At 44.0% G+C, this 24702-nt stretch carries 21 protein-coding genes; 4 read left to right on the top strand and 17 right to left on the bottom strand.

Going from position 1 to position 24702, the window contains the following annotated elements; all coding sequences use genetic code 11:
• Nucleotides 1-35: 35 nt before the first annotated feature.
• On the bottom strand, nucleotides 36-860 hold the full coding sequence (locus tag ND16A_RS06395; protein WP_235282142.1) for an enoyl-CoA hydratase-related protein: 825 nt from the start codon (nucleotides 858-860) through the stop codon (nucleotides 36-38).
• A gap of 146 nt (nucleotides 861-1006) precedes the next feature.
• Between ND16A_RS06395 and ND16A_RS06390 the strand changes: the two genes are divergently transcribed.
• Nucleotides 1007-3067, top strand: coding sequence for a M13 family metallopeptidase (locus tag ND16A_RS06390; protein WP_033078204.1), 2061 nt, complete (start codon nucleotides 1007-1009; stop codon nucleotides 3065-3067).
• Nucleotides 3068-3188: 121 nt separating this feature from the next.
• On the opposite strand, the gene ND16A_RS06385 is transcribed toward ND16A_RS06390, so the two are convergent.
• From ND16A_RS06385 to rdgC, 12 genes are all read right to left on the bottom strand, one after another.
• Complete coding sequence (locus tag ND16A_RS06385) at nucleotides 3189-4565, bottom strand: tetratricopeptide repeat protein (RefSeq protein WP_052073167.1); 1377 nt, start codon at nucleotides 4563-4565, stop codon at nucleotides 3189-3191.
• A 9-nt stretch (nucleotides 4566-4574) separates the two neighbouring features.
• Entirely contained in the window at nucleotides 4575-5180 is a 606-nt protein-coding gene (locus ND16A_RS06380; protein ID WP_033078205.1) for an energy transducer TonB, read from the bottom strand.
• 16 nt (nucleotides 5181-5196) lie between these two features.
• Nucleotides 5197-5610: an ExbD/TolR family protein gene (locus ND16A_RS06375; protein ID WP_033078206.1), complete on the bottom strand. Its 414-nt coding sequence runs from the start codon at nucleotides 5608-5610 to the stop codon at nucleotides 5197-5199.
• A gap of 18 nt (nucleotides 5611-5628) precedes the next feature.
• Complete coding sequence (locus tag ND16A_RS06370) at nucleotides 5629-6198, bottom strand: MotA/TolQ/ExbB proton channel family protein (RefSeq protein WP_033078207.1); 570 nt, start codon at nucleotides 6196-6198, stop codon at nucleotides 5629-5631.
• A gap of 3 nt (nucleotides 6199-6201) precedes the next feature.
• Nucleotides 6202-7632 carry a MotA/TolQ/ExbB proton channel family protein gene (locus tag ND16A_RS06365; protein ID WP_443080364.1) on the bottom strand — a complete coding sequence of 477 codons (1431 nt, stop codon included), beginning with the start codon at nucleotides 7630-7632 and terminating at the stop codon, nucleotides 6202-6204.
• 16 nt (nucleotides 7633-7648) lie between these two features.
• A complete protein-coding gene (locus ND16A_RS06360; protein ID WP_033078208.1) occupies nucleotides 7649-8413 on the bottom strand; it encodes a DUF3450 domain-containing protein in 765 nt (254 codons plus the stop codon).
• Nucleotides 8414-8750: 337 nt separating this feature from the next.
• Nucleotides 8751-11429: a TonB-dependent receptor domain-containing protein gene (locus ND16A_RS06355; protein ID WP_033078209.1), complete on the bottom strand. Its 2679-nt coding sequence runs from the start codon at nucleotides 11427-11429 to the stop codon at nucleotides 8751-8753.
• A 175-nt stretch (nucleotides 11430-11604) separates the two neighbouring features.
• Nucleotides 11605-14406, bottom strand: coding sequence for a hypothetical protein (locus tag ND16A_RS06350; RefSeq protein ID WP_052073168.1), 2802 nt, complete (start codon nucleotides 14404-14406; stop codon nucleotides 11605-11607).
• Nucleotides 14407-14589: 183 nt separating this feature from the next.
• Nucleotides 14590-14961, bottom strand: coding sequence for a ribosome recycling factor family protein (locus ND16A_RS06345; RefSeq protein ID WP_033078210.1), 372 nt, complete (start codon nucleotides 14959-14961; stop codon nucleotides 14590-14592).
• Between the two features lie 161 nt (nucleotides 14962-15122).
• Complete coding sequence (locus tag ND16A_RS06340; RefSeq protein ID WP_033078211.1) at nucleotides 15123-15377, bottom strand: YfhL family 4Fe-4S dicluster ferredoxin; 255 nt, start codon at nucleotides 15375-15377, stop codon at nucleotides 15123-15125.
• 32 nt (nucleotides 15378-15409) lie between these two features.
• Nucleotides 15410-16852 carry a prephenate-dependent tRNA uridine(34) hydroxylase TrhP gene (trhP, locus tag ND16A_RS06335; protein ID WP_033078212.1) on the bottom strand — a complete coding sequence of 481 codons (1443 nt, stop codon included), beginning with the start codon at nucleotides 16850-16852 and terminating at the stop codon, nucleotides 15410-15412.
• Nucleotides 16853-17021: 169 nt separating this feature from the next.
• Nucleotides 17022-17939: a recombination-associated protein RdgC gene (gene rdgC / locus ND16A_RS06330; RefSeq protein WP_033078213.1), complete on the bottom strand. Its 918-nt coding sequence runs from the start codon at nucleotides 17937-17939 to the stop codon at nucleotides 17022-17024.
• Between the two features lie 71 nt (nucleotides 17940-18010).
• Between rdgC and ND16A_RS06325 the strand changes: the two genes are divergently transcribed.
• Nucleotides 18011-18340, top strand: a complete 330-nt coding sequence (locus ND16A_RS06325) for a phage holin family protein (protein ID WP_033078214.1) — start codon at nucleotides 18011-18013, stop codon at nucleotides 18338-18340.
• 8 nt (nucleotides 18341-18348) lie between these two features.
• On the opposite strand, the gene phoR is transcribed toward ND16A_RS06325, so the two are convergent.
• The 3 genes from phoR to ND16A_RS06310 all read right to left on the bottom strand — a co-directional run bounded on the left by phoR (nucleotide 18349) and on the right by ND16A_RS06310 (nucleotide 21738).
• Nucleotides 18349-19650, bottom strand: a complete 1302-nt coding sequence (gene phoR / locus ND16A_RS06320) for a phosphate regulon sensor histidine kinase PhoR (protein ID WP_033078215.1) — start codon at nucleotides 19648-19650, stop codon at nucleotides 18349-18351.
• 106 nt (nucleotides 19651-19756) lie between these two features.
• Nucleotides 19757-20452, bottom strand: a complete 696-nt coding sequence (gene phoB / locus ND16A_RS06315; protein ID WP_033078216.1) for a phosphate regulon transcriptional regulator PhoB — start codon at nucleotides 20450-20452, stop codon at nucleotides 19757-19759.
• 326 nt (nucleotides 20453-20778) lie between these two features.
• Nucleotides 20779-21738 (bottom strand): porin, encoded by a 960-nt coding sequence (locus ND16A_RS06310; protein WP_033078217.1) that lies wholly within the window; start codon nucleotides 21736-21738, stop codon nucleotides 20779-20781.
• Nucleotides 21739-22002: 264 nt separating this feature from the next.
• On the opposite strand from ND16A_RS06310, the gene ND16A_RS06305 reads away from it, so the two are divergent.
• The gene (locus ND16A_RS06305) at nucleotides 22003-22974 is read left to right on the top strand and encodes a PstS family phosphate ABC transporter substrate-binding protein (protein ID WP_033078218.1); all 972 of its coding nucleotides are present in this window, start codon (nucleotides 22003-22005) and stop codon (nucleotides 22972-22974) included.
• A 533-nt stretch (nucleotides 22975-23507) separates the two neighbouring features.
• Nucleotides 23508-23684 (top strand): hypothetical protein, encoded by a 177-nt coding sequence (locus tag ND16A_RS21350; protein ID WP_160173525.1) that lies wholly within the window; start codon nucleotides 23508-23510, stop codon nucleotides 23682-23684.
• A 203-nt stretch (nucleotides 23685-23887) separates the two neighbouring features.
• On the opposite strand, the gene ND16A_RS06300 is transcribed toward ND16A_RS21350, so the two are convergent.
• Nucleotides 23888-24412, bottom strand: coding sequence for an HvfA family oxazolone/thioamide-modified RiPP metallophore (locus ND16A_RS06300; RefSeq protein ID WP_052073170.1), 525 nt, complete (start codon nucleotides 24410-24412; stop codon nucleotides 23888-23890).
• Between the last annotated feature and the right edge of the window lie 290 nt (nucleotides 24413-24702).

Here is a 24702-nt window from a genome sequence, read left to right on the forward strand (position 1 = left end):
AAAAAGATAAGGAGCCGTTGGCTCCTTATCATTTTTTATTTTGCCAGTTTCTCCAGCATTACATTTACCGCATCCAAATGCTCGGGGTTGTTATGACACATGCCCTGCATTACCGCACAAATATCTAAGAAATCGGGCAGCTCTGTGCGTTGTGCCATTTTCATTAATCGTTTGGTTAAGCGCAATGACGCTGTCGGTTTGCTGGCAATTTCTTGCGCCAGCTGATTTGCCCGGTTCATTAATTCCTCCGGCTCGACCACATCTAACAATAAGCCGAGTTCTTTCGCCTCATTGGCATCAATCACTCTGCCGGTAAAGGTTAGTTCGGCCGCTTTTTGATAGCCAATTATGCGTTGCATAAACCAGGCACCACCATCGCCGGGAATAATGCCTAAATTAACGAAGGTTTCACCAAATTTGGCCTTGCTAGAGGCAATGCGTAAATCGCACATATTGCAGACATCAAAGCCGGCACCAATTGCCGGGCCGTTAATTGCGGCAATCACCGGTACTTCACATTTTTGTATCGCTAACGGGATGCGTTGAATGCCCTTGCGGTAGCGACTTTCTAATTCATTAACATCTCCGGCAAAGTCCCCTGTTCTACTTGCCATATCTTTAATATTGCCACCAGAGGAAAACGCCGAGCCTGCGGCAGTGATAATTAACACCGCAACGTCTTTATGTTTATTAATCCAGTCTATGGTGTTAACAATGTCATCCGCAATTTGGGTACCGGTTAAGGCGTTTCTTACGTCGTGACGATTGAAGGTTAAGGTAATAATGTTATTTTCAAGGTGAAAAGTTGAATCGATTAAAGTGGGGAGTTGCGTCATGGCCTTGCTCACAGTTGTTGGCATTATCGTAATATTACCTAAGCGGCAACAAAATTGTAATGAAATATATCTTCGACTGGATATCAATGAATTTTCCGCTATATTGGATAGGTTACAAAATAAAATAATAATTAGTACTTTCGGGTGCAACAACATTCCAGGACAATTCAATGAAAAAAATATTCATACCATCACTATTGGTAATGGGCCTTTGTGCTTGTTCTAATGGTGAGTCAAGTAGCGAGCAAAGCAGCGAAACTTTAGCGGTCAAACAAACTCAACAAAACTCCGGGGTGATCCTCGCCAACATGGACACCAGTGTTAACCCGGGTGACGATTTTAACCAATTCGTTAACGGTAAATGGATGTCTACCGCCACCATCGCCGATGACAAAACCAGTGCTGGTGTTTGGGTGCAACTTAGAGACGCCTCACAAGATAATGTCAAAAAAATCATCGAAGAATCTTCTACCGGAACCTTTGCTAAAGGCAGCAACGAGCAAAAAGTTGGTGATTTATATAATTCCTATTTAGACATGGAAAAACGCAATGCCTTAGGGGTAACACCACTGGATTTTGAATTCTCTGCGATCAGCGGCATCAGCGACTATTCTGAACTTGCGGTCTATTTCGCCGAAGCCAATAAGCGTGGCTACAACCCACCATTTGCCTTAGGCCAATACGTGGATTTAAAAAATCCCAGCACGTATATGATCTACACCTGGCAAGCAGGTTTAGGCTTACCCGACAAAGAGTACTACTTCAAAGACGATGAAAAATCGCTAAGCATTCGCGCCAAATACCGCAGCCACATTGAAAAAATGTTTAAACTCGCCGGATTGAACGAAGGCAAAAAATCGGCAGACACCATTCTTGCTATCGAAACAGCTCTTGCTGGGTATCACCTTGAAAAAGAAAAAACTCGTGACATGGTGGCGCTATACAACAAAATTCCACTCAGTGAGCTAACCAGCATCATGGCAGATTTTGACTGGCATCGTTTCTTAACGACCGCCGGCGTTAACGACATTGATGGCCTTGTCATCACCCAGCTTGATTACATGAAAAACTTAAACAATGTGATCAAGAACACGCCATTGGACAGTTGGAAAGTGTATTTAAAATGGCAAGCTTTAAGCGCTAATGGCGCTCGTTTAACCGCAGCAATAGATCAAGAGAACTTTGATTTTAAGACCAAGACCTTATGGGGCGCAAAAGAGCAACAACCGATGTGGCGTCGTGGCGTGGGTGTGGTTAATGCGACCTTAGGTGAAGTCATTGGCAAAGTGTATGTAAAACGTCATTTCCCACCGGCAGCAAAAGCCCGGATGTTAACCATGGTGAATAATTTATTTAAAGCCTATGAGCAAAGCATCAAGCAGCTTGATTGGATGACAGCAGAAACCAAACTGCAAGCCTTAGATAAACTGTCTAAATTTACCCCGAAAATTGGTTACCCGGATACATGGAAAGATTACTCCAAGTTAGAGATCAACGCCGATGATTACTTCGGTAATATCGAACGTGCGGCATTGGTGGTTTATCAGCAAAACCTTGATCGCCAAAAAGGTCCTGTAGACAAAACCGAATGGGGCATGAATCCGCAAACCATTAACGCTTATTACAATCCGCCACTGAATGAAATTGTCTTTCCGGCAGGCATTTTACAACCGCCATTTTTTGACATGAATGCCGAAGATGCGGTGAATTATGGTGCCATTGGTGCAGTTATCGGCCATGAAATTGGCCATGGTTTTGACGATGCCGGCTCTACCTTTGACGGTGACGGGGTATTACGCAACTGGTGGACCGACAAAGACAAAGCCGAGTTTAAAAACCGTACCAACGCCCTGGTAGCCCAATACGATGCTTTTAAAGTTTTTCCGGATTTAAACGTAAATGGTACTTTCACTCTTGGCGAAAATATCGGTGATTTAGGCGGCCTGAGTATCGGCATGAAGGCCTATAAATTGTCATTACAAGGCAAAGAAGCGCCCGTGCTTGATGGTTTTACTGGCGAGCAAAGGGTATTAATCGGCTTTGGTCAAGTTTGGCGTGGCGTATTTCGTGAAGAGATGCTACGTCAATTGGTTGGCACCAACCCCCATTCACCAGCGAAATTTAGAGTCAATGGTACGGTGCGCAATGTGCCTGAATTTTACAGCGCATTTGATGTAGCAACCGATGGGAAGCTTTATCTTGCTCCGGAACAACGAGTAAAGATTTGGTAACTCGCACTGTTAATTTACATTAACTAAGCAAAAAATTAATAAAGCCGGTAAACAAGTATTATGTGTTTACCGGCTTTTTTGGAAAATATTTAATCAACTCGCTATATTATTCTTTCAATATTTATTCACTGTCGGTTAACTGCACCAGCTGCAGCTGATAACCTTGCTCACGCTGCACATAACTGCGCCATTGTTTGGCCATGTTTGCCGATTCATCAATGGATTGTGCATGTTCGAAAGCGATCAGTGATTGCTCAAATTGTTGCAAATTAAAGTAGCTCATCCCCTGCGCTAAATGCATATCTCCCGGGTTGTCGATATTGCCTCGCGCTATTGCCTGCTCTGCCGATACTATGGCTTTTTGCCACATTTCTAAATTGACGTATAGTTGCGCCAATTGCGCATCAAACTTACCTGACTCACTAATTTGTGATGCCTGCTGCAACACCGGTAACGCTTTGTGTTCTTCTTTGGCCAGCATATAGGCCTGGGCAAGTAATTCAAGGCGACGTTCGTTTACCGTTAACCTGCCCACATCCATTGCTTGCTGCATTAACACCGCGCTCTTGTAAGGCAATTGATGATAAATATACAATTGTGCCAGGGTCATGATATCGTCTTGCTGTTCAACAAAGCCGGCCTGAAAAGCAGCTTCCATCACCGCTAACTGCTTCGCTTCTTCGCCAATTTCGCCATACATCGCCGATAATTGTAACCAATATTGCGGTTTATTGAATAAACGCACCATATCTTCGAGTACTGCCGTCACCAGTTCGGGTTGTTGCAACTCATAATGAGCGGCGCGCTTTAAAATAAGCCAGTTTTCTTTTGCGACTTTGCCATTTTTGTGTTGCTCTCTAATGGCATTATCGATTGCCATTAACGAGTTAATAAAATCTTGCTGCTGATAATATACTTGCGCAAATAACACGTATTGGTCGGCGGTTAATGCCTTGTTGTTAGCCGATTGCCAGGCAAGCAACGCTTGCTCAGATCTTTTATAGTCTTGTTGTTGCATAAATAACTGCGCCAATGAAAACTGGGTAGAGATATAAAGCGCATCACTGATCCCTGTTTGTTCTTTTACCACCAGTTCAAAATTGTCGATTGCGGCAACGACATTATCGTTGCCATAATGGATGAAAGCGTAAAAGTTGAATAACATCGCGCGTTCGTAACTGTTTAAACTTGTTAGCCGGTCTTTCACTTCATCTAAAATGGCAAGGCCAGCTTTGATGTCACCGTCATCCGCAGTTTTTTGTGCCCGGGCTAATTGGCTATATACCCGCTCACGCATCGCTGGCACTTTTTTGGTTTTTTGCGTAACCGGCTCGGCACTGATAGCACGGTTAAACAGTGACGAATTGCCAGTAAAGATATTATTCGAGGCAAACAGTAACGTTAACGCTACGCCAGGTAATACCAGCACTTTAGTCACTACGCTGTTGCGTCTTGGTGTCGTTTTTTCACTCATTTTTTTGCTCATTTTTTCGCTCATGACGCGCTCCTAACCATCAATCTGGAATGTGATTTTATTCTGTACGCCGGCCACTTCTTGTGGCACGCCATCAATAACTCTGGGCTTGTACTTAAATTTCAACGCCGCAGCCATTGCCGCGCGATCAAAAATATTCTCCGGCACTGCCGTTAGCACCACAGGATCGCGCACCGAGCCATTAGTCGTTACCGTAAATTCAACGATAACGTAGCCCTGGATCCCGCGTGATTGCGCTCGACGTGGATAAATAGGGGCAACCTTAACAATCGGTAAATACTCACCGTCACTGCTGCCAAGACTTAAACCATTGCCTAAAGACACATCGGCTTGAATATCCGCGGCAAAACTGCTGCTGTTAGCCTTAGCATTAGGATTTGCTTTCGCAATTTGCGGTTGCATATTTTGTGGCGGTGGCGTCTTCGGCTTTTGTGGCCTCAAAGGCTTCCTGTCTTTTTTCACTATCGCTTGGTCTTGCTTTAAGCGAATAAAATCAAGCACCCGACCGCGTGGTGGTTCACTCATGGCATCGTTACCAGCTGAGATCAAGGTTTGCATGCCCCACAACAGCAAAAAGGTAATCGCTATTGCCAGGCCAAATGAAATGACATATCTCATCAATCCTCCCTGCCCTTTAGGCTTCTTGTGCGGCGATAGAGACATCAAACACCCCAGCCGCACGAGCCGAATCCATGACTTTGATCAGCACCTCGGTGGTCGATTTTTTGTCGGCCTGAATGACCACGGTACCCTGTGGATTCTCCGCTTTTAACCGTTCAATATTGGCTTGTACCGCGCGTACATCGATGCGCCGCTTATTGATCCAAATATCGCCCTTATCGCTGATTGCCACCAAAATATTAGCGCGTTCTTTTTTCACTGCCGTTGCCGCCTCTGGACGGTTCACTTCAATGCCTGATTCTTTGACAAATGATGCGGTGACAATAAAGAAAATCAATAAAATAAAAACAACGTCCAGCATCGGCGTCATGTTGATTTCTTCAGCTTCGTCTTGCTCTTGTAACACTTTCGTTAATTGGTTTCTCATAATATTTCCTTGGATACTTTAGCGGACAGAGTTGCAATGGCTCATCGTCATGGCGTCTGCTAACACTTGGGTTTCGCGTTTGGCCCGGCGTTGCAAAAACGTTGCCGCGAATACTCCCGATAACGATGCCACCATACCCGCCATGGTAGGAATGGTGGCTTTTGATACCCCCGATGCCATTGACCGGGCATTGCCATTGCCGGAAATGGCCATCACGTCAAACACTTCTATCATGCCAGTTACCGTGCCTAACAAACCAAGCAACGGACATAGCACCACCAATGCCTGAATAAGCGCTAAATTTTGATGCAAGCCGACACTGCCACGAGAAATCATCGCTTGTCGTATCGCTTCACTATTCCAGCGTCGTACTTTGTCACTCTGCTTAAAGCCCGTTTGCTGTTGGCGTGCCTGCCAACGGCTCAACATGTTTGCTCTTAGGGTTTTAAAGGTTACAAAGAAAAACATAAAGCGTTCAAAAATCAGCAACCACATAAAACAAACGACAATGGCGATAACGTTGAGAACTTGTCCGCCAGTCTCGATAAATTCGCGGATATCGTTGATCATTTCGAGGAAAAACAGCATGGTTTATGCCTCTTTTTCCGAGCGTTCAGCCATGATGCCGGCACTTTGTTGTTGTAATACGCTGATGATGTTGCGACTGCGGGTATTTAACCAGGTGAATAAAAACACCATAGGTATTGCCACCACCAGACCAAGAACGGTGGTCACCAATGCTTGCGATATGCCACCGGCCATCAACTTAGGGTCACCGGTACCAAACAAGGTGATCGCCTGGAAGGTATTTATCATCCCGGTCACCGTACCTAATAACCCGATCAGCGGCGCCACTACTGAGATGATTTTAATCAAGGTTAACTTACTGGTTAATTTCGGTAACTCCGCCAAAATGGCTTCTGCTAATTTCAGCTCTAAGGTGTCGACGTCGGCATCGGGGTTGTTTTGTTGTACTAACATCACCTTACCTAATGGATTATCACGTTTCGCCTCATCAGTTTTCTGTTGGCGCTTCACTTTCGTGCCGATTAAAAACAAGGTAACAAAGCGCTCCAGGGCGATGAGTAAACCTACCGCGCCTATGGCTAAAATGATGTAACCCACTGTGCCACCTTGATCAATACGCTCTTGGGTGCTTGGCGCTTGTACCAGAAGCGACAGGATTGAGCCACCGGTTGGGTCTAATGAAAACGATACTTGCTCGCCATTGGCGGCACTTAATGTCGCCGCACTTGCTAAATGACGGGACGTTGGTTGCCTGATAAGCTCAGCGACACTGCCGGTTTCAAAAATGTATTCTAAATATTTACCACGGGAAACCAGGTTAAAGTTACCGACACGGACAACGTCTGCAGCGACTTTTTCACCATTGGCCAGCACCACTTCCCGGTTAAATTTAACCACTTTACCGCTTTCGGTCATTTCTCGTTGCAATTCAAACCAAACGCGCTCAATTTCTTCGATAGAGGCAAGTTTTGTTGATGAACCCATCGATTGCGCAAATTCATCCAAAAATGCTTCACGACCAGGGATTTGTGCCGAAATGACTGAAGTTTGAAATTTACTCTTGGTATCGCCTGCCACTTGTTGCAGCACACCAAATAGTTCTTTTAACTCGCCCAGGCGTTTATTTAACAGCTCGGTTTGATTCGCCAGTTTGACTTCATTATCCTGGTAATTCTGCTCTAACGAGGTGCTTAAGGTTATGGCAGTTTTACGCTCATTTTCAGCTTGCGCCAATAGCGAATTTTGCTCAGATTTTTTCGCCACAAACTCGGCTTCGCGTTGTTGGTTTTGTGCACTCTGAGTAATTTTACCTTGTGCTAACTGATTAAGCAGTTGATCCAGGTTGGCCGCATCTTTAGCAGAGGCCTGGTGCATGGTAAAAGTGACAAACCCGAGGATAGAGAGCAAGCCTAAATTTTTCAATGGCTGGCTGATGCTTGTCACTAACATTGCGATACACCGCTGCGTTGCTGGTTTCATATTTAACATGTTCATTTTTATTACGTCCTTACTACTTAGCGGAATTTAACGGTACAACAATCAGATCCGGTGCCAATTGTTTGCGGGCAATACGCAGCCCTTTGTTAATGTCACTGCGCATACTCGACGGCAGCGTGACCCAGTTGCGTGATGGTTGATCCCACAGACCCATTTTCGCCCCATCGCGGGTTTGATAGATCAGGCTTACCCGACCAATGCGGAGAAAGTCGACATCACGTTCACTGCCATCAACCGTTAACATGCCGGTATAAGCTTCAATGGTACGGCCATAGTCGGTTTCCACTTGATACGCTTCTAGCACGCGACGGAATTTCTCTGACACCGCAACGTCGGCACGGTCAAGCATCTCGGTTAAATCGCTAAGGCGCTTGCTGCGCTCTGCTGGCAAAAATGGCACATCCAGGGCGACAAACTGTTCAAGAGTGCTGATCATGCGTGCCATTAATGGCGAGATCTGACGTTCAATCACCGCAACCTGTTGCTGTGATAATTTTAATTGCGCCAATTCCGCCAGTTGATTATTAATTTGCCGTTGCATCTGGCCGTTATAGATATCGAGGCCAGCGACCTCTTTGTTCACCGCTTTATATTGTTGCAGCTTAGTTTGAATATCAATATTGTATTGATCGATACGCTGTTGTGACTGAGTGGCCGATTGGTTAATTTGCGTGCCCGCTTTAACCACTTCGGTTAAGTCTTCTGCCGCAAAGCTTACCGTGGTCATCCACGAAGTGCTGATAATGACACTGGCCAGTACCGACTTGGAAAATTTCATAACAATCCTTTGGCTTGGTTAATTCACTTTAATCATCTAAATGAGTGAATGTTTAGGTTAGGTAATAAGCCCGGTAAAAAGATTATGTTGTTATCAAGGCTTATCGATATGCGAGAAAGTGTAACGCTCGAATGTGACATTTTGGTTAAGGCAATGTTGCACTTTAGTGAAAGTGAAGCTGGCTTCGCCATCACGCGAGACTGAAGTCCCGCCAACCAGAGAGCAGAACTTATAGGTTGGCGGGGTTTCAACCTCGCATTTTGGCCGTAATCAACGCAAAGGTGAAGCTGGCTTCGCCATCACGCGAGACTGAAGTCCCGCCAACGGCGTACCGAACTTACTCGAACTCCCATTTGAACGAGATATCAAAACCTATGCCTTGCGTTTCAGCGCGGAATAATTGACCGTCAAATTCAATTTCCTTTTTCTGATCAAGCAAGTTATTCACTTTCAACTTCAGCGTTGATGAATACGTTGGATAATAAGTGTAAATCAAATCAACAGAATGAAACGGTTGTTCAAACTTGTCATCTTCACCTTCAATACCAGGGAAAATTATCCGCTCGCCAAATACATTATAAGCAAGGGTCGCGCTGTGATTGCCATTGGCGGCATCCCAACCTAAGTTCAGGTTAATCACGTACTCTGAATGTCCGCTCAAGCGACGAGTCGGGTTGGTAATTGCCGCCGACACACCGGTTTGCTCCACCACGTTCTGGGTATCTATCTCAACTTCAGAATCACTCAAGGTAAGGTTACCCGATAAAAACAAATCGTTGCCAATACCGCCGAAAGCATTGCCGATAAAGGTGAAATCCTTTAAAAATTCAGCTTCAATACCATACACTTCGCCAGTTTCTGCATTGGCAATTCGGATCAATGCAGGACCATCTTGCGCAGGTGACTGTACCGATTCGATAGGGTCGATCATGTCCTTATAAAATAGCCCTATCGAGAGGTTTTCTCCGGTATCCAGGTACCACTCCCAACGTAAATCATAATTTTTGATCATCGTTGAACGTACGCCTGGGGTACCACCGATAGGCTGTTCGGTGAGCGGGTCGAGGTAGGTTGCCGGAGCAATCTCGCGAATATCCGGGCGTACCACGGTTTCACCGTAAGAAGCACGCCATTGCATTTGCTCATTCACTACATAAGTGAGCGCCAATGCCGGATAAAAGTCATCCTCTTTACGCGCTAAATCTTGTAAGTCGGCAACCGTGGGCTGAGCGGGTAAATCGAAACGACCATCGGTTTTCAGCGGAGCAACGACCTGACGAAAATCTTCCCAGCGCAGCCCGGCAGTAATACGCCAGGTGTTATCATAAAACCAATCGACTTCAGCGTAATAGGCATCAATTTTTTGCGCCGAGAAATAATCATCACCATCGACCGTAGTGTCGCGGATGATTTGCTCATTACCAACCAATGGCCAGTTCAAGATCAGCTCATCGGTTAAGATATCATTCACCACTGAACCCGTTAAATCGGCATCATCAAAGGCCAGAGTATTGACATCGATGCGCCTTGCCATGGCATCACGGGTTTTATCAACAAAGTTAGCGCCCGCCTTTAATTCAATCTCACTCTTGTCCCAGGTTAGCGGTAATGAAACATTAGCCCCCCAGTTTTCGACATCGTCGTTAAGATCCTGAAAGGTATAACGAGACGCCGTGGTTGCTCGGCGTAAGCTACTTTCATCGTCAAAATCAAATTCACCATCCATATCTTCGTCAGCCAGAATAAATCGGGTCGACACATTACCCGGTGCATAACGGTTTGACCGAGAGTCGGAATAAAACCAATCCGCGCCCAGCAACATTAATTCTGGAAAATTGTGGCTGCCGCGAATTTGGTTGCTAATAAGTTCGCGTTCCTCGTATGACACTTGGTTGTCACGAATACGAAGACCATCAGTTAATAACACGTTGTTGGTGTTACCCAGTTTTACTTTGACTTCATCCACCGTGTCATTGAGTAGCATGGAACTAACATCTAAGCGGTGATTGTGATCATATTCAACACCAAAGTTAACCATAGCAGACCATTTCACCGTATGCTCTGTCGACTTGATGTCATCGAACCCTCGACGTAAAAAGTAACTGCCATCCGGTTTTTTAGTAAAATCCTGACCGGCAAATTGCTCTGACACCAGGTATTCATCATCAAAAGAGGTAGCCACCAGATAACCGTAATTCCATAAGCCGGCAGCGCTGGCAAAACGATCGCCGATGGTAAAATCCAAACCAAAATCGGGGCTTACGTCATCCTTGCGGGGATCGTAATCGCGGTTTAGGTCAGCGGCAATTTGACGGTTTTGGCTTTGGCTTAAATCTTCAACTTGCTGATAATTATGCCAAACTTGCTTTAATGATGGCGGCGCTCCGCGGGTACCATCATCACGGCCGTACCAATCGTCGTCACCACCGTGATAACTCATGCCTTCGCCAACATTATCAAGATTACCACCAAGGTTTGCCGCTAATTGCAAGGTAAAATCTGTTGGTATGGTTTTAATGCGAATATCCACATTACCGCCACCAAAATGCGCCGGCATAGATGCCGAGTAAGATTTTTGTACCGACAAAGACTCGATGATCGATGCTGGGAATAAATCCAAAGGCAATACGGTACGCGTTGGATCTGGGCTTGGCACTTGCGCGCCATTTAATAGCGTACTTGAGTAACGTTCGCCTAAACCCCGTACATAGATGTATTTGCCATCTACCAGAGTTAAGCCCGTTACCCGTTTCAGTGCCGATGCCGCATCGCTATCGCCGGTACGGGCAATTTGTTCTGCCCCCAAGATGTCAGCAACAAAAGCCTGATTTTTACGTTCTTCGAGAACGGCACTCGCCGTGCCCTTCAAACGACTGGCTTTAACCACCACTTCTTCAATGGCTGCATCGTTTGCTGTGGTTTCATTTTCCTGGGCAAAAACGCTGTTAACTGACAGTGCAGTTAATAACGCGATACTCAAGTGTGTTAAACGAAACGTATTTGTATTGTTGTTCATGTTCAACCTCATTCGATTGGCTTAAAACCCGTGGGTAGAAAGCCAATAGGTGATCTAAATAGTTGGAAAAGTTGCAATGGATAAATTTTTTGTAAGGATTACAATTGCTAGAATAAAAAAGCCTGGTTACAACTTAGGATCAGCCCCCGTCGTCATAACCAAGCCAGTTGTTAGTTTATTCTAAACCTACCGTCCAACCCGCAGTCCAATCGTTAGTCGCGCTTACCGCACCAATGTGGCTGGCATTATCGAAGAAGTTGGTATCGGCAAAAACTTTTGCTGTCGTCGTATCTATGGTGTAAATTCCATCTAATACATCTACTTGCGCATCTGCGGTTGAGTTGTTGGTTAATGCCAGAACCCAGGCAGCTAAGTCAAAACTGGTTTCCATTGAATCCGCTGTATTTTTGAAATTCTCGCCACAGGCAAATACCGAATGAGTGATAGTGCTATCACCGGTAATCGCCTGATCGACCGTAACACCAGCTTCCATCTCAAAACATTCGCCCATGCCGGAAGAACCCGTTACCACAAAGTTATGCAATTGCGCGCGAGTACCTTCACGCAGGTAAATACCTTCAGAGTCTTTATCGGCACTGTCAAAGTCGTTGCCGATGATGGTCATATTGGCAATCGTAGGGTTAGATTGTGGATCTTTCGCCGGTGAATTGCCGTCGTTATCCGCTTCAATCGCCCGGTTCGCTTCACCATTATTGGCACCATGTTTGACCAATACATACTGCATGTTGCCACGGAAACCATTATCCCAGTCGACCGAGTCATCTTTGTTGCCGGTTAATACCACATATTTAGCATTGACCGCACCACCGAAGAACTCGACACCATCGTCGGCATTATCATGCACCTGAATGTATTCCACTTTGGTTTTTGAACCAATGCCAGCGAAAGTGATGCCGTTTAATTCGTTATCCGGGGCAATTTCATAACCGGCGTGCTTAACCACAACATAACGCAAGGTACCTGAGTGATCTTCCCAGTCTGTGCCGCCAAACACGCCACCTTCTTCAACACCTTCAACTTGCAGTGCACAATCACTGCCATCGGTCGGACACTTGTTTGATGGTGCGTTACCTAACAGCACGATCCCACCCCATTGGCCAGATGCCGTGTCGCTTCCTGTGACATCTTGATTTGAGGTAAAGGTGATGGGGGCGATAGCACTGCCGTTTGCTTCAATGGTTGAACCTCGGCTTACCACCAGGTAATCACTACCGCTACGGCCAAAGATAGTCGTACCCGCTTCAATGGTGAGTGCCGCGCTATCGCTGTTATCGCCACCAACAAAAACCGCACCGCTTAAGGCGTACATGTTGTTACTGGTTAACGTTAAATCAGCGCTAATACGACCCGAAATTTCACAGGTAGTGGTTACCCCATCTACCGGGGTGATCGATGTGGTGCCCGATGGACAACCTTGAACTTCGGCACGGGCGGTTACTTCGCCGCCACCAAAACCAAATGCCCAGCCATCGCGCCAATCATTAGTGCCGTCGAACGCACCAATGTGTGCTGTTGAATCAAAGAAAGCATCGAGTGTATTCGAGGCATCTTGACCCGCCCCTAATAATACCGATTGCGCATCAGGTACGCCCGAATCGCTGACTAAAATAGAACTAGAAATTGAGTTAGAACTCTCGGCAGTAAACCAGGCTGGTAAATCAAACTCACCGGCATTTTTAAAGTTTTCATCGTTCGTACAAGCCATCACCATGTTTTGCATTACAATTTTACCGTCTTCGGCATTTGACACTGTGCTGCCGGCTTCAAACTCTAGACACTCCCCCATTTCAGCAGGCCCGGTGATCACCGTATTGACTATGGTCGCGGCGGTGCCTTCGCGCAGGTAAATACCTTCTGAATCTTTATCGGCGGTATCAAAGTTATTACCAATGATAGTCAGGTTTGAAATGGTTGGATTAGATTGCGGCTCTTTTTCAGGCGTTGTACCGTCGTTATCGGCTTCGATCGCCCGGTTTGCTTCACCAGCATTTTGAGCATGTTTAACAAACACGTGTTGCAGTTTGCCTTTATAGCCGTTATCCCAATCGATGGAATCATCTTTGTTACCGGTAAGCACTAAATGTTTCACATTTACCGCGCCACCAAAGAACTCAACACCGTCATCGGCATTGGCATGAACTTGAATGTAATCAACGATTGTGCCTGAGCCAACACCGCCAAAAGTAATGCCGTTTAATTCGTTATCCGGGGCAATTTCATAACCGGCGTATTTCACCACGACGTATTTTAAGATGCCTGAATTGTCTTGCCAGTCAGTGCCACCAAATACGCCGCCTTCCTCTACCCCTTCAACCTGTAGAGCACAATCACTGCCATCGCTAGGACACTTATTTGAAGGTGCGTTTCCTAAAATAACTAAACCACCCCATTGACCTGCAGCAGTGTCTTCGCCATTCACATCTTGTAAAGAGGTGAAGATGATCGGCTGACTTTCCGTTCCTTCGGCAATAATTTGGGCATCGCGGTGCACTAACACATAATCGCTACCCGACTGACCAAAAAGTACCGTGCCCGGCTCAATCGTTAATGCAACTTTTGCGGCTTGTGATTTATTGGCTAAACTCGCTCCAGAGCCAACTTGCAAAGAACCACTGATGGCGTAAAACACTGGCACGCCATTATTGTCTGCTACCAGAGTCGTATCTTCACTGATGCTGCCATCGAGTATTTGCACCTGTACATCAAAACCCATTTGTATCGATATCGTTGTTGATAATGCAGTATTCGCTTTGCCTGGTAATACCACATCGCCTGGTGTTGTTGGGGTGGTTGGCGCTGGGTTGTTAATGATTGAATCCCCCACTGAATTATCAACGTTTGATTCTAGATTAATGTCGCCGTCACAACCGGCTAACAATAAGCCGGCGGCTATTGCACTCACTTTAAAAAGTTGTTTTATGTTTTGCTTTGTTTTTATTGTCTTAGAGATTTGCATTAGTTTACTGCTCCGCAGAAATTAAATATGTGTTAATAAATTAATAATCGGGGCTAGTTTACGGCGCTTAAATGACAGTTTTGTTACACAAATGTTGTAGTTTTATGTATAGATATTTACCAGTTTGTTACGCAAATATTACAGCAATGTTACACCGGGGGTAGGTAGTTTAAGGGCGCTGGCCTAGTCGTCGGCCCATTCATGGGCATCGATAGCATTGCGAGCTTCTGCGAGGGTACAGTTGGCAAGGTTAACCAATTCATTCACCGTGATCTCAGGGTTTCGTTGCACCAGGTTTTGTAATTCCTGTTGGGTAAAGCTACCACGATGCTGTTCTAACACCTTGATTAACCACTGCCAGGTTTCTTCTTCAGAATCTCGCACCAATTCAATAATGGTGGTCATTTGCTCACGGCTCGCGGTTAGGCGCCAATTGCGAGAGCGACCAATGCGAGTTAATTCACAGCCCGATGTTCGCACCAATGCCTTTAGCTCAAACGCGCGCATTGCGCGGCGTAAAAACGAAGGTAATAAAATGTGGCAGACTGCAGACAAGTGATTATTCTCAACGGTTAAATAACAGCAAAAAGGTGAGTATATCAAGCATTTTTGATTTACTCACCCCCTTCAGTTATTAAATAGAATGAATACCAGCCCTGGTTATTTTCGTCCTAAAAAAAATGCGACCTTAGGTCGCATTTTCTATCGTTCTTCAGCTACTCAGGTATGCCATGCATTTCAAAACACTTCACCAGTAAATCTTCTTCCGACTCGACATGCTCAGGATCACTCTTTATGCAGTCAATCGGGCAAGCAATCACACATTGTGCTTTTTCGTAATGGCCAACACACTCGGTGCATTTATGCGGATCGATTTCATAAATCTCTGCGCCAAGGGTTATCGCCTCGTTCGGACATTCAGGATCGCACATATCGCAATTGATGCAGCTATCTAAAATTTTTAATGCCATGCCTTATCCTTGCCTTACTCTACTCACCGAGCTTAGACTTTTGCCGGGCTTTGATTTTGGGCAAACGGGTGACGGGTATTTTCGCCAGCATTTAAGTAGCGCATGATAATGCCGTATTCCAAATCATAGTCTGTATCGAGTTTGATTTGGACAAAATGGCCTGAGCCTTTGGCATCGCTGACTTCTTCACCTTTGCGATTTTGCATATACTCAAGCACAAAACTGACATTGCCCTGTGGCGTCATCAATTCGATGGAATCGCCGGTTAAGAACTTATTTTTCACCTCAATTTCAATCAAACCATCTTCGGTTCGGCCGAGTACTTCCCCGACAAATTGTTGGCTGTCAGATTTGGAATAGCCATATTCATAATTTTGTAATTGATCATGACGGTGACGAGCGAGGAAGCCTTCGGTATAACCGCGACTGGCAAGGTGTTCGAGATTATCTTTTAACCCTTCGTTAAAGCTTTTGCCGGCGACCGCGTCATTCATTGCCTGCTTATATATTTGCGCGGTACGGGCACAGTAATAGAAGGATTTCGTTCGACCTTCAATTTTCAACGAATGTACACCCATTTTCACTAAACGTTCTACGTGTTCAATGGCGCGTAAATCTTTTGAATTCATGATGTAGGTACCGTGCTCATCTTCAAACGCCGGCATGTATTCCCCTGGGCGCCCCTGTTCTTGTAATAAGAACACTTCATCGGTAGGTTTTTGCTCCGCACTGGTAACATTAGCAGCATGCTCTGGCAGCCAAACTTCAGGCGCTTCGCTGCCAACAATTGCTTGCTGCTGTTCTGCTATCGGGGTTTGAGGCGCCACGGCAATAATATCGCCATGCTCATTTTCTTTGGCATCGTGGGCGTTATACGACCAGCGACATGAGTTAGTACAGGTGCCCTGGTTCGGATCACGTTTGTTGATATAGCCCGACAGTAAACAGCGGCCCGAGTAAGCCATACACAAGGCGCCATGGACGAACACTTCAATTTCCATTTCCGGCACCCGCAGACGAATTTCTTCAATTTCATCGAGCGATAACTCACGTGACAAAATCACTCGTTCAACCCCTTGTTGATGCCAGAATTTCACCGTTGCCCAATTTACCGCATTGGCTTGTACTGACAAGTGGATTGGCATATCGGGATAGGCTTCACGGATCATCATGATAAGACCCGGATCACTCATGATCAGCGCATCCGGCTGCATCGCAATCACCGGTTCAATATCTTTTAAATAGGTCTTAAGTTTTGAGTTATGGGGGGCAATATTACTGACCACATACAGTTTTTTGCCTAAGGCGTGCGCTTCATTGATACCAATTTCCAGGTTGGCTAAATTAAATTCGTTGTTTCGTACGCGCAGGCTATAACGAGGTTGGCCAGCGTAAACGGCATCAGCCCCGTAGGCGAATGCATAACGCATGTTCTTAAGGCTACCAGCTGGGGATAATAATTCTGGGGTAAACATAAATGATACCAACCCTATTAATAGTAAGGATATTAAAAAGAGCGGTATTTTAAAGGGCTATGGCGCAAGGTTCAATACACATACAGCGAACAACTGTAATTAATTGTCATCCCCTTGCGTTATATCAATATAATCTGAGCATTATGTTGATGTTAGGAAAGTAGAATTTCTAGTTTTCCAGATATGAATTCGTCGCTAATTCAAATTGCGCTAACATATCCTCAATAAAGCGGTTCACTTCGCCGGTCATCAAGGTAAAGTCGGCATCAATTTTTACCATCATGTCATCGCTTGGAATGTCTTCGTTTTGCTCATATAAACTGTCATGAAACTTCACCCGCTTTACACTTAAATCATCGCACAACATGCAAGATAGGGTTTGATCCCAGTCGAAGGCAATTTTAACCACTTGTTTTTCGCCTAAATGGGCGAGAATCTCATCCGATAACAAGTCCTGGTTTTTACATTTTAATACCGCGGCATCGTCGCCCATGGCTTTCAGTTCCCCTTCAAAACCTATGGTGAAACGCTCTGGCAGTGTTTGCTCTAACAACCAGCTGGTCATGGTGATTTCCGCGCCAGCATCGGGTACAAAACTGGTGACCGGCAATGAGCCTAAACATTTACGTAACAATGCTAAGAAATCTTCGGCTTTCGCGCGGGAACTGGTATTAATGACGATGATATTTTTTTCTGGGCAAACATAGCCTTGAGTATCGCTGATGCGGGAAAACGCACGCGGCAGTAATTCAAAGGTGATATCTTCTTTAAACTGTTCTTTTTCTTTTTTCGTCGCTTTGCGGCTGTGTTCGTGTTGCAGTTGCTCGACCTTTTCATCGAGTCTTTCTTTAACCACCGATGCCGGTAGCATTTTTTCTTCTTTACGGGCGTTCAATAAAAAACAGCCATTGGTGTGATGCAATAAACGCTCACCATGTTTGCCTAAGGCATTGGACCAACCAAAACGGGATAATTCCGTTGCGCCACAACGAGCAAATACATGCTCATGCAACGCCTTTTCTAAGTCTTCTTCGCTATGGGTAAACGGTTTAGTGAAGGCGAAAATGTATAAATTTTTAAACCACATGGTGAAATTCCTTGCCCAACATATTAAAGTGGGGTCTTAATAATCTGATAATAATTTTTTCTAGGACAAGCATGATAACCAAACTATTACTGTTAAGTATATCTATTTTTTTAGTTTCGAGATTGATGGACGGGATACGCTTGAAGGGCTTTTTTACGGCAGTGGTTGTTGCCGTGGTGTACTCGGTTGCCGACTTATTTTTGTGGTGGTTGATGGTATTCTTCACTATGCCGTTAATTATATTAACTTTTGGTTTATTTGTGTTTGTACTCAACGCCATTTTGTTGTGGCTCACCGATCAAATCGTTGACGATTTTGAGATCAAAGATCTGCAAACCACCTTCATCGCCTCATTAATTATTTCGGCGATAAATTTAGTGTTAACCGTGATTTTTTATTAGTTTGCTTGCTAACGAATCTGATAGCTTTCATCGACCGGGAATTTAATGCTGAAGCTGCTGCCCTGGCCAAATTCACTTTCAATGATTAACTGGCCTTTATGATGATTAGCGACATGCTTAACGATAGATAAGCCTAAACCCGTACCGCCGGTGTCACGCGAACGTGATTTATCCACCCGGTAAAAGCGTTCACTTAAGCGCCCTAAATCATCGGGCATGATGCCACAGCCATTGTCTGTAACTTTGAACAGGCAATAACCCTCTTGTTTCTTCCAGCAAATATTAATCTTGCCACTTTTGGCGGTGTAATTCATCGCATTGACAATTAAGTTAGAACAGGCACTTTTCAGCTCAGATTCAACCCCTAAAATACCCAACCGCGGATCGATTTCAAAACTGATCTGGTGCTGCTTGGTTTTATTGAGCCAGCTAATATCTTCAATTACCTGTTCGATGAGTTTTGGCATTTGCACTTGCATGCGAATGTCATCATCTTGATGCACTTCAACTTTCGATAACACCAACAGTTGTTGCACTAGCCGGTCCATGCGGGTCACTTGTTGCTCGATGGTATCAAACGATTTGCTCCAATGCGCCGGTAAGCTATCATCATCCTGGATTATTTCGACGTAGCCACGCATCACAGTTAACGGCGTTTTCAATTCATGCGAGACATTGGCAACAAAATCTCGGCGCATTTTTTCGAGTAAGATCAGCTGGCTGACATCGCGAGCTAATAATAAATATTGCTGATCGCCGTAGGTCATAAAACGAAACTCTATTTGTTTGGCCGAATCTCTTGGCGAAGTAATGGAACACGGCTCGCTGAAATCGCCGGATTTTAAGTATTTTGTCAATTGTGGTGAACGTACCAGGTTGGTAATTACTTGTCCGGCATCAAGCGGCCAACGTATGCCTAATAGTCGGTTGGCTTTTTTGTTTGACCAACGAATAGAATAGTCTAAACCTAACACTATGGCCGCATCAGGCAGCGCTTCGGCACCATCGCGAAATTGTCGAATGCGAAAGTTTAACTCTTTTTGCTTATTACGATAATTTCTGATGCGTCGATAAATGCCATCGTAAACATGGCCCCAAATGCCATTGGATTCAGGAGGATGCAACAAGTTTTTTTGCCAAAGCCAGTCAATTAAACGGGTTAAGTGCCGATAATTCCATGCCAATGACACTATCACCGCCGCCAGTATAAATAAACCAAGGTTGCTGAACCAGTAACCTAGCAAGGCAATTACCGCGAAGACAAAGCATTGTTGTAACAGAAATTGCTGCAAAGAAAAGCGAAATATCATATAAGGTTATAACTCAGTATTGATCATTCAAGCTGTGGTGAATCATACCAATTTGATTAATCATTAACAAAGAGCAGATATTTAATCAACGCGGTATAACAGTTATTTATAAGCCAACGTTAGAAGAGAAGCGATAACCAGCACCACGTACGGTTTGTATGAACTCTTCATGACCTTTACCGGAAATAGACTTGCGTAAGCGCCTTATATGGACATCCACGGTTCTATCTTCAACATAAACATTGGTACCCCAAACATTATCTAATAATTGTTCTCGAGAATATACTCTTTCTGGATGGGTCATAAAAAAATGTAGCATTTTGAATTCAGTAGGCCCAAGTTCAACCGGCTGTTCGTCAATGTTTACCCGATGAGAAACCGGGTCAAGAGCCATGCCTTTGAAATTGATCACCTCTTCTAAGGCGGTAGGTGCGACACGGCGAATAACCGCTTTGATGCGGGCAATTAACTCTTTTGGTGAAAAGGGTTTGGTCACATAATCATCAACCCCCACTTCAAAGCCTTTTACTTTATCATCCTCATCGGAGCGAGCGGTGAGCATGATGATAGGAATTTTAGCGGTATAATCGTTTTGCTTAATTTCTTTGGCTATTTGAATTCCACTGCCTCCGGGTAGCATCCAGTCTAATAATACCAGATCAGGCAAAGGATCGTTTAGCAACAACTTTGCTTGCTCATAATCTTCAGCTGCAAGTGCGTTAAATCCATTTTGTTCCAATACGAAAGTGATCATTTCTCTGATTGGCTTTTCGTCTTCTACCACGAGTATTTGTCTGTTCATATTTGTTCCATTGATTACACATTATACCAATTTGATTAATTAAGTGTTCTACTTTTTTATGCGGTAAAACGGATAAATACAAGGCATAAAATTTAGTAAGTAGTTATTTTGCCTTGTAAATATGACACTTTTATGAAAAATATCATAATTTTTTCAATTAATGCACAAAATATTAATCGCTTCTGGCTACTGGCTACTGGCAGTAGTTGATTTTGTTACACGATAGGTGAATTCATCAAATGCACAGCCCGTCGCCAGTAGCTCGTTGCTCGCAGCTTAGAACAAAAAAGCCGCATATAGCGGCTTTCACGAAGACAACAAATTGTTTAGAATTTGTATTCAAAACCTGTTGCTAGATAACTCGCATCTTCATCACCGCTGACATCTTCATCTAAATCAAATGCCGTGTAGAAGGCGAAGATTTTAGCATTTTTCGCTAATGCGTAATCTACACCAGCAGTAAATGCAGATTTCTCAGCTTTATCGCCGTAATCTTCTTCTGAGGTTTGCAGCTGACCTTTTAAAGTAAAATCGTTCACTTTATATGCGGCAGAAAATAGAAAGCCGGTGGTTTCTTCACCTGATGCTACAACTTCTTGTGAATGTACAATTGCACCTAGTTTGAATCCGCCTAACTTAGTCGCTACATTAAAACGCATGGCATCAATACCTTCTACTTCGCTATCCATCGCTACAGAAGCATACCATTGAGATTTTTTAAGTTTTTTGTCGCCGTAAAATACCGCGGCAGAAACCCCGGCATCGCCATCGTTTTTAGCGTTTTGATCCTTATCACCTTCAGCAACATAGGTTAAGCCTGCAGAGAAGTTAGCAAACTTAGGTGATACGTATGTTACCGCTTCGCCCATACGGTTTTCACCTTTCCAAAGGTTTTTAATATCCGCTTCGTAATCGCTGAATAAATCAATTTTACCTTGTGACTGCTTAAGCATAGTATCGTTGCGACCCACTAGAACAGTACCAAAGTTACCTTTTAAGCCAATGTATTGGTTACGACCCTTAATGTTATCTTTATCATCATCAGTCATTTCAACTTGAACTTCAGCCTTATAAACAACAGATAAGCTATCACTTACCTTTAAATTTCCGGTTACACCAACACGTGAAGCATTTGATTTTACTTCGGTTTCTGATTCACCACCTTCATCAGATACTTGCAAACCAAGGTTCGCTTTTCCGTAAAAGTTAATTTCGTCTGCGGCCATTGCTGGTGCTGCTAATGCTGCGACTAGTGCCAATGCCGTTGAAGTTTTTACTAAGTTCATAAGGTTACCCTGTGAGTAATTTTAAATAAGTGGATATATTAAGTTTTTAAATTGACGCTAGTTTGCCATGCGTATATTACACTTTTGTGACAATGTGTATTTTTTTTGACATTAAGATGAAATGTTAATGAAATGTCAATGACAAGCTACATAAAAGATTTTTTTATCATTGTCATAAAACCGTAATATATTTTTTCTAAGATAGCATCATCAACTTTACAAACATTTATTTTTTAACATTAAATACACTCTTAGGAGAACACGATGAAACTGAAAAGCCTATTAACCGGGATTGGCCTAGCGGTTGTAACACTAACCAGCCAAAACGCCTTAGCAATCGATAGCAATTTACCGGCCTATACCAAAGCAAGTGGTATTTCTGGTAACTTATCTTCAGTTGGCTCCGATACACTAGCCAACATGATGACCTTTTGGGCAGAAGAATTTAAACGCACTTACCCAAGCGTAAACATTCAAATTCAAGCAGCTGGCTCTTCAACGGCTCCTCCGGCGTTAACCGAATCAACTTCAAACTTAGGGCCAATGAGCCGTAAAATGAAATCAAAAGAAATTCAGTCGTTTGAAAAAAAATTCGGTTACAAACCAACGGCGGTTCGTGTTGCCATTGATGCTTTAGCCGTATTTGTTCATAAAGATAACCCGATTAAAGGCATGAGCATTCAGCAAGTGGATGCGATTTTCTCTAGCAACCGCAAGTGTCGTGGCGAAGCCGATGTTGACCGTTGGGGTGCATTAGGCTTACAAGGCGATTGGACCGGTAAAGACATTCAACTTTACGGCCGAAACTCAGTATCAGGCACTTATGGTTACTTTAAAAAGAAAGCTCTTTGTAAAGGCGACTTTAAAAATACGGTAAATGAGCAACCAGGTTCTGCTTCTGTGGTCCAGTCAGTTTCAGCCTCATTAAACGGTATTGGCTACTCAGGTATTGGTTATAAAACCTCAGGTGTTCGCGCATTACCGTTGAGCAAAAAAGGTGAAAACTACGTAGAAGCCAATATGGACAACGCCATTTCGGGCACTTATCCATTATCTCGCTACTTATATGTGTATGTGAATAAGCACCCGAACAAGGCGCTTGCACCTAAAGAAGCTGAGTTCTTAAAAATGATACTTTCTAAGTCTGGCCAAAAGATTGTTGAAAAAGATGGTTACATTCCACTGCCAGCAAAAGTTGTAATGAAAGAATTGAAAAAACTAGGCATTAATTTATAAACAAATCGCCCAACGATTCATTTAACAAGCGGCCTTAATTGGCCGTTTTTTTTGGTAGAGAAGGCTACGAGCGATTGGCTACGAGCTACGAGCAGCTTGGTTGGCGGGGTTTCAACCTCGCGTAATTGCCGCAGGCGCAGCAATGAGCTTCAATCAGATTGTGTTGATTTAAATATCCTATGAAACTAACACGATATGCCAATCGCTCGTAGCCGGCTGCCATGCTTTTAGCCACGAGCTTCAGGCAGATTGCATTCATTCCAATATCGCTCACAGCCAACACAATCTGCTTGTACCTTGTACCTTGTACCCTGTACCCTGTACCTTGTACCCTGTACCTTTTAACTCAAAGCCAACACTCTCTGCTCGTAGCCCCTAGCTTCTTTTTGCCCGTAGCTTTTCGCTTTTCGCCATAACCTTTCTTTATAGGCTGCAAAAACTTTATCAATTTTCAATTGTTAAAAGTTCCTTTATTCTGAATGTGTAAGTTAAGTTAACCACTAGCTATGAATTTGTTCAATTAAGGTGATGTCATGAGTGAAGTTAAAAACGAAGAAAACTATTCAATTTTAGAGTTATTGAATAAATATTACTCCCCGAAAAAACACGGCGCCAATGATACCCTTAGAACTGAGCAGAACCGTACGACATCTAAGCATTATGCGCTTTTAGATGATGTGACTGAAAATTATGTCCTTGGTTATAACTAATTCAGCCTTCCCTGAGTGGTCAGACGGATCTGACCGCAGTTTTATTTCCTGGTACAAACCTAATACCCCCCTGGTGGTTTGCATTCCCTCATCCATGAAGTAAACATTCCCTGTCCACCTGCTATGGCTCGGGATTATAAGCATTCAGATACAAAAAAGCCGACTTTCGTCGGCTTTTTTGTTCAGGGTATAAAAGATATTATCTATTTATTTTCGCCACACTTACTTTTTTTATCTTTTTTACCTTCGCCACATTTGCCTTCACCACATTTACCTTTAGCTTTAGCTTTGCCTTCGCCGCATTTGCCTTTCATCGCTTTTTTGCCTTCGCCGCATTTGCCTTCGCCGCATTTGCCTTCACCGCATTTGCCCTTCATCGCTTTTTTGCCTTCACCGCATTTACCTTCGCCACATTTGCCTTCACCACATTTACCTTTAGCTTTGCCTTCGCCGCACTTGCCTTTCATCGCTTTTTTGCCTTCGCCACATTTACCTTCGCCGCACTTGCCTTTCTTAGCTTTTTTTCCTTCGCCGCATTTGCCTTCGCCACATTTTCCTTCGCCGCACTTGCCTTTTTCTTTGGCTTTTTCATCACCAAAATCGGCAGAGGAAACGACACTCTGTGCTTCAAAAGGGTTGGCTTCTGCTTTTGCCGGTAAGCTAGCAAATAACGTTAGCATCAGGGCACTTAAGGCTGCTGTTAATAAATAGTTCTTAAAGATTTTCATAATTTTCTTCCTACGTTTATGTCATAATTTTATTAGAGTTACCTAAAACACCCAAGTCTAAGGCTACAGATACAGACCAAGGGAGTATTTAAATAATTTCACTTGTTCTAAAATTTAGCAAGTTTTTATTAAAAAACAATAACTAATAATTTTTATTTGTGAAATTAATCAGTACACTTGTGTAAAATTCAATCAAATAATCCGGTGGCGGGCCTGACGGCTTATGTGCAGGAATTGAAATTACACTCGGCGTCCGCAGACTGTAATTTTTTTAGCAATAAAATCAACGC

Origin of the sequence: Thalassotalea sp. ND16A, assembly GCF_000764205.1 — a bacterium.
Classification (GTDB): Bacteria; Pseudomonadota; Gammaproteobacteria; order Enterobacterales; family Alteromonadaceae; genus Thalassotalea_A.

Bases quoted from the DNA above. Each gene is read 5' to 3' on its own strand.
- ND16A_RS06395 (WP_235282142.1), bottom strand. From the start codon at position 860: ATGCCAACAACTGTGAGCAAGGCCATGACGCAACTCCCCACTTTAATC.
- ND16A_RS06390 (WP_033078204.1), top strand. From the start codon at position 1,007: ATGAAAAAAATATTCATACCATCACTATTGGTAATGGGCCTTTGTGCT.
- ND16A_RS06385 (WP_052073167.1), bottom strand. From the start codon at position 4,565: ATGAGCGAAAAAATGAGCAAAAAAATGAGTGAAAAAACGACACCAAGA.
- ND16A_RS06380 (WP_033078205.1), bottom strand. From the start codon at position 5,180: ATGAGATATGTCATTTCATTTGGCCTGGCAATAGCGATTACCTTTTTG.
- ND16A_RS06375 (WP_033078206.1), bottom strand. From the start codon at position 5,610: ATGAGAAACCAATTAACGAAAGTGTTACAAGAGCAAGACGAAGCTGAA.
- ND16A_RS06370 (WP_033078207.1), bottom strand. From the start codon at position 6,198: ATGCTGTTTTTCCTCGAAATGATCAACGATATCCGCGAATTTATCGAG.
- ND16A_RS06365 (WP_443080364.1), bottom strand. From the start codon at position 7,632: ATGAACATGTTAAATATGAAACCAGCAACGCAGCGGTGTATCGCAATG.
- ND16A_RS06360 (WP_033078208.1), bottom strand. From the start codon at position 8,413: ATGAAATTTTCCAAGTCGGTACTGGCCAGTGTCATTATCAGCACTTCG.
- ND16A_RS06355 (WP_033078209.1), bottom strand. From the start codon at position 11,429: ATGAACAACAATACAAATACGTTTCGTTTAACACACTTGAGTATCGCG.
- ND16A_RS06350 (WP_052073168.1), bottom strand. From the start codon at position 14,406: ATGCAAATCTCTAAGACAATAAAAACAAAGCAAAACATAAAACAACTT.
- ND16A_RS06340 (WP_033078211.1), bottom strand. From the start codon at position 15,377: ATGGCATTAAAAATTTTAGATAGCTGCATCAATTGCGATATGTGCGAT.
- trhP (WP_033078212.1), bottom strand. From the start codon at position 16,852: ATGTTTACCCCAGAATTATTATCCCCAGCTGGTAGCCTTAAGAACATG.
- rdgC (WP_033078213.1), bottom strand. From the start codon at position 17,939: ATGTGGTTTAAAAATTTATACATTTTCGCCTTCACTAAACCGTTTACC.
- ND16A_RS06325 (WP_033078214.1), top strand. From the start codon at position 18,011: ATGATAACCAAACTATTACTGTTAAGTATATCTATTTTTTTAGTTTCG.
- phoR (WP_033078215.1), bottom strand. From the start codon at position 19,650: ATGATATTTCGCTTTTCTTTGCAGCAATTTCTGTTACAACAATGCTTT.
- phoB (WP_033078216.1), bottom strand. From the start codon at position 20,452: ATGAACAGACAAATACTCGTGGTAGAAGACGAAAAGCCAATCAGAGAA.
- ND16A_RS06310 (WP_033078217.1), bottom strand. From the start codon at position 21,738: ATGAACTTAGTAAAAACTTCAACGGCATTGGCACTAGTCGCAGCATTA.
- ND16A_RS06305 (WP_033078218.1), top strand. From the start codon at position 22,003: ATGAAACTGAAAAGCCTATTAACCGGGATTGGCCTAGCGGTTGTAACA.
- ND16A_RS21350 (WP_160173525.1), top strand. From the start codon at position 23,508: ATGAGTGAAGTTAAAAACGAAGAAAACTATTCAATTTTAGAGTTATTG.
- ND16A_RS06300 (WP_052073170.1), bottom strand. From the start codon at position 24,412: ATGAAAATCTTTAAGAACTATTTATTAACAGCAGCCTTAAGTGCCCTG.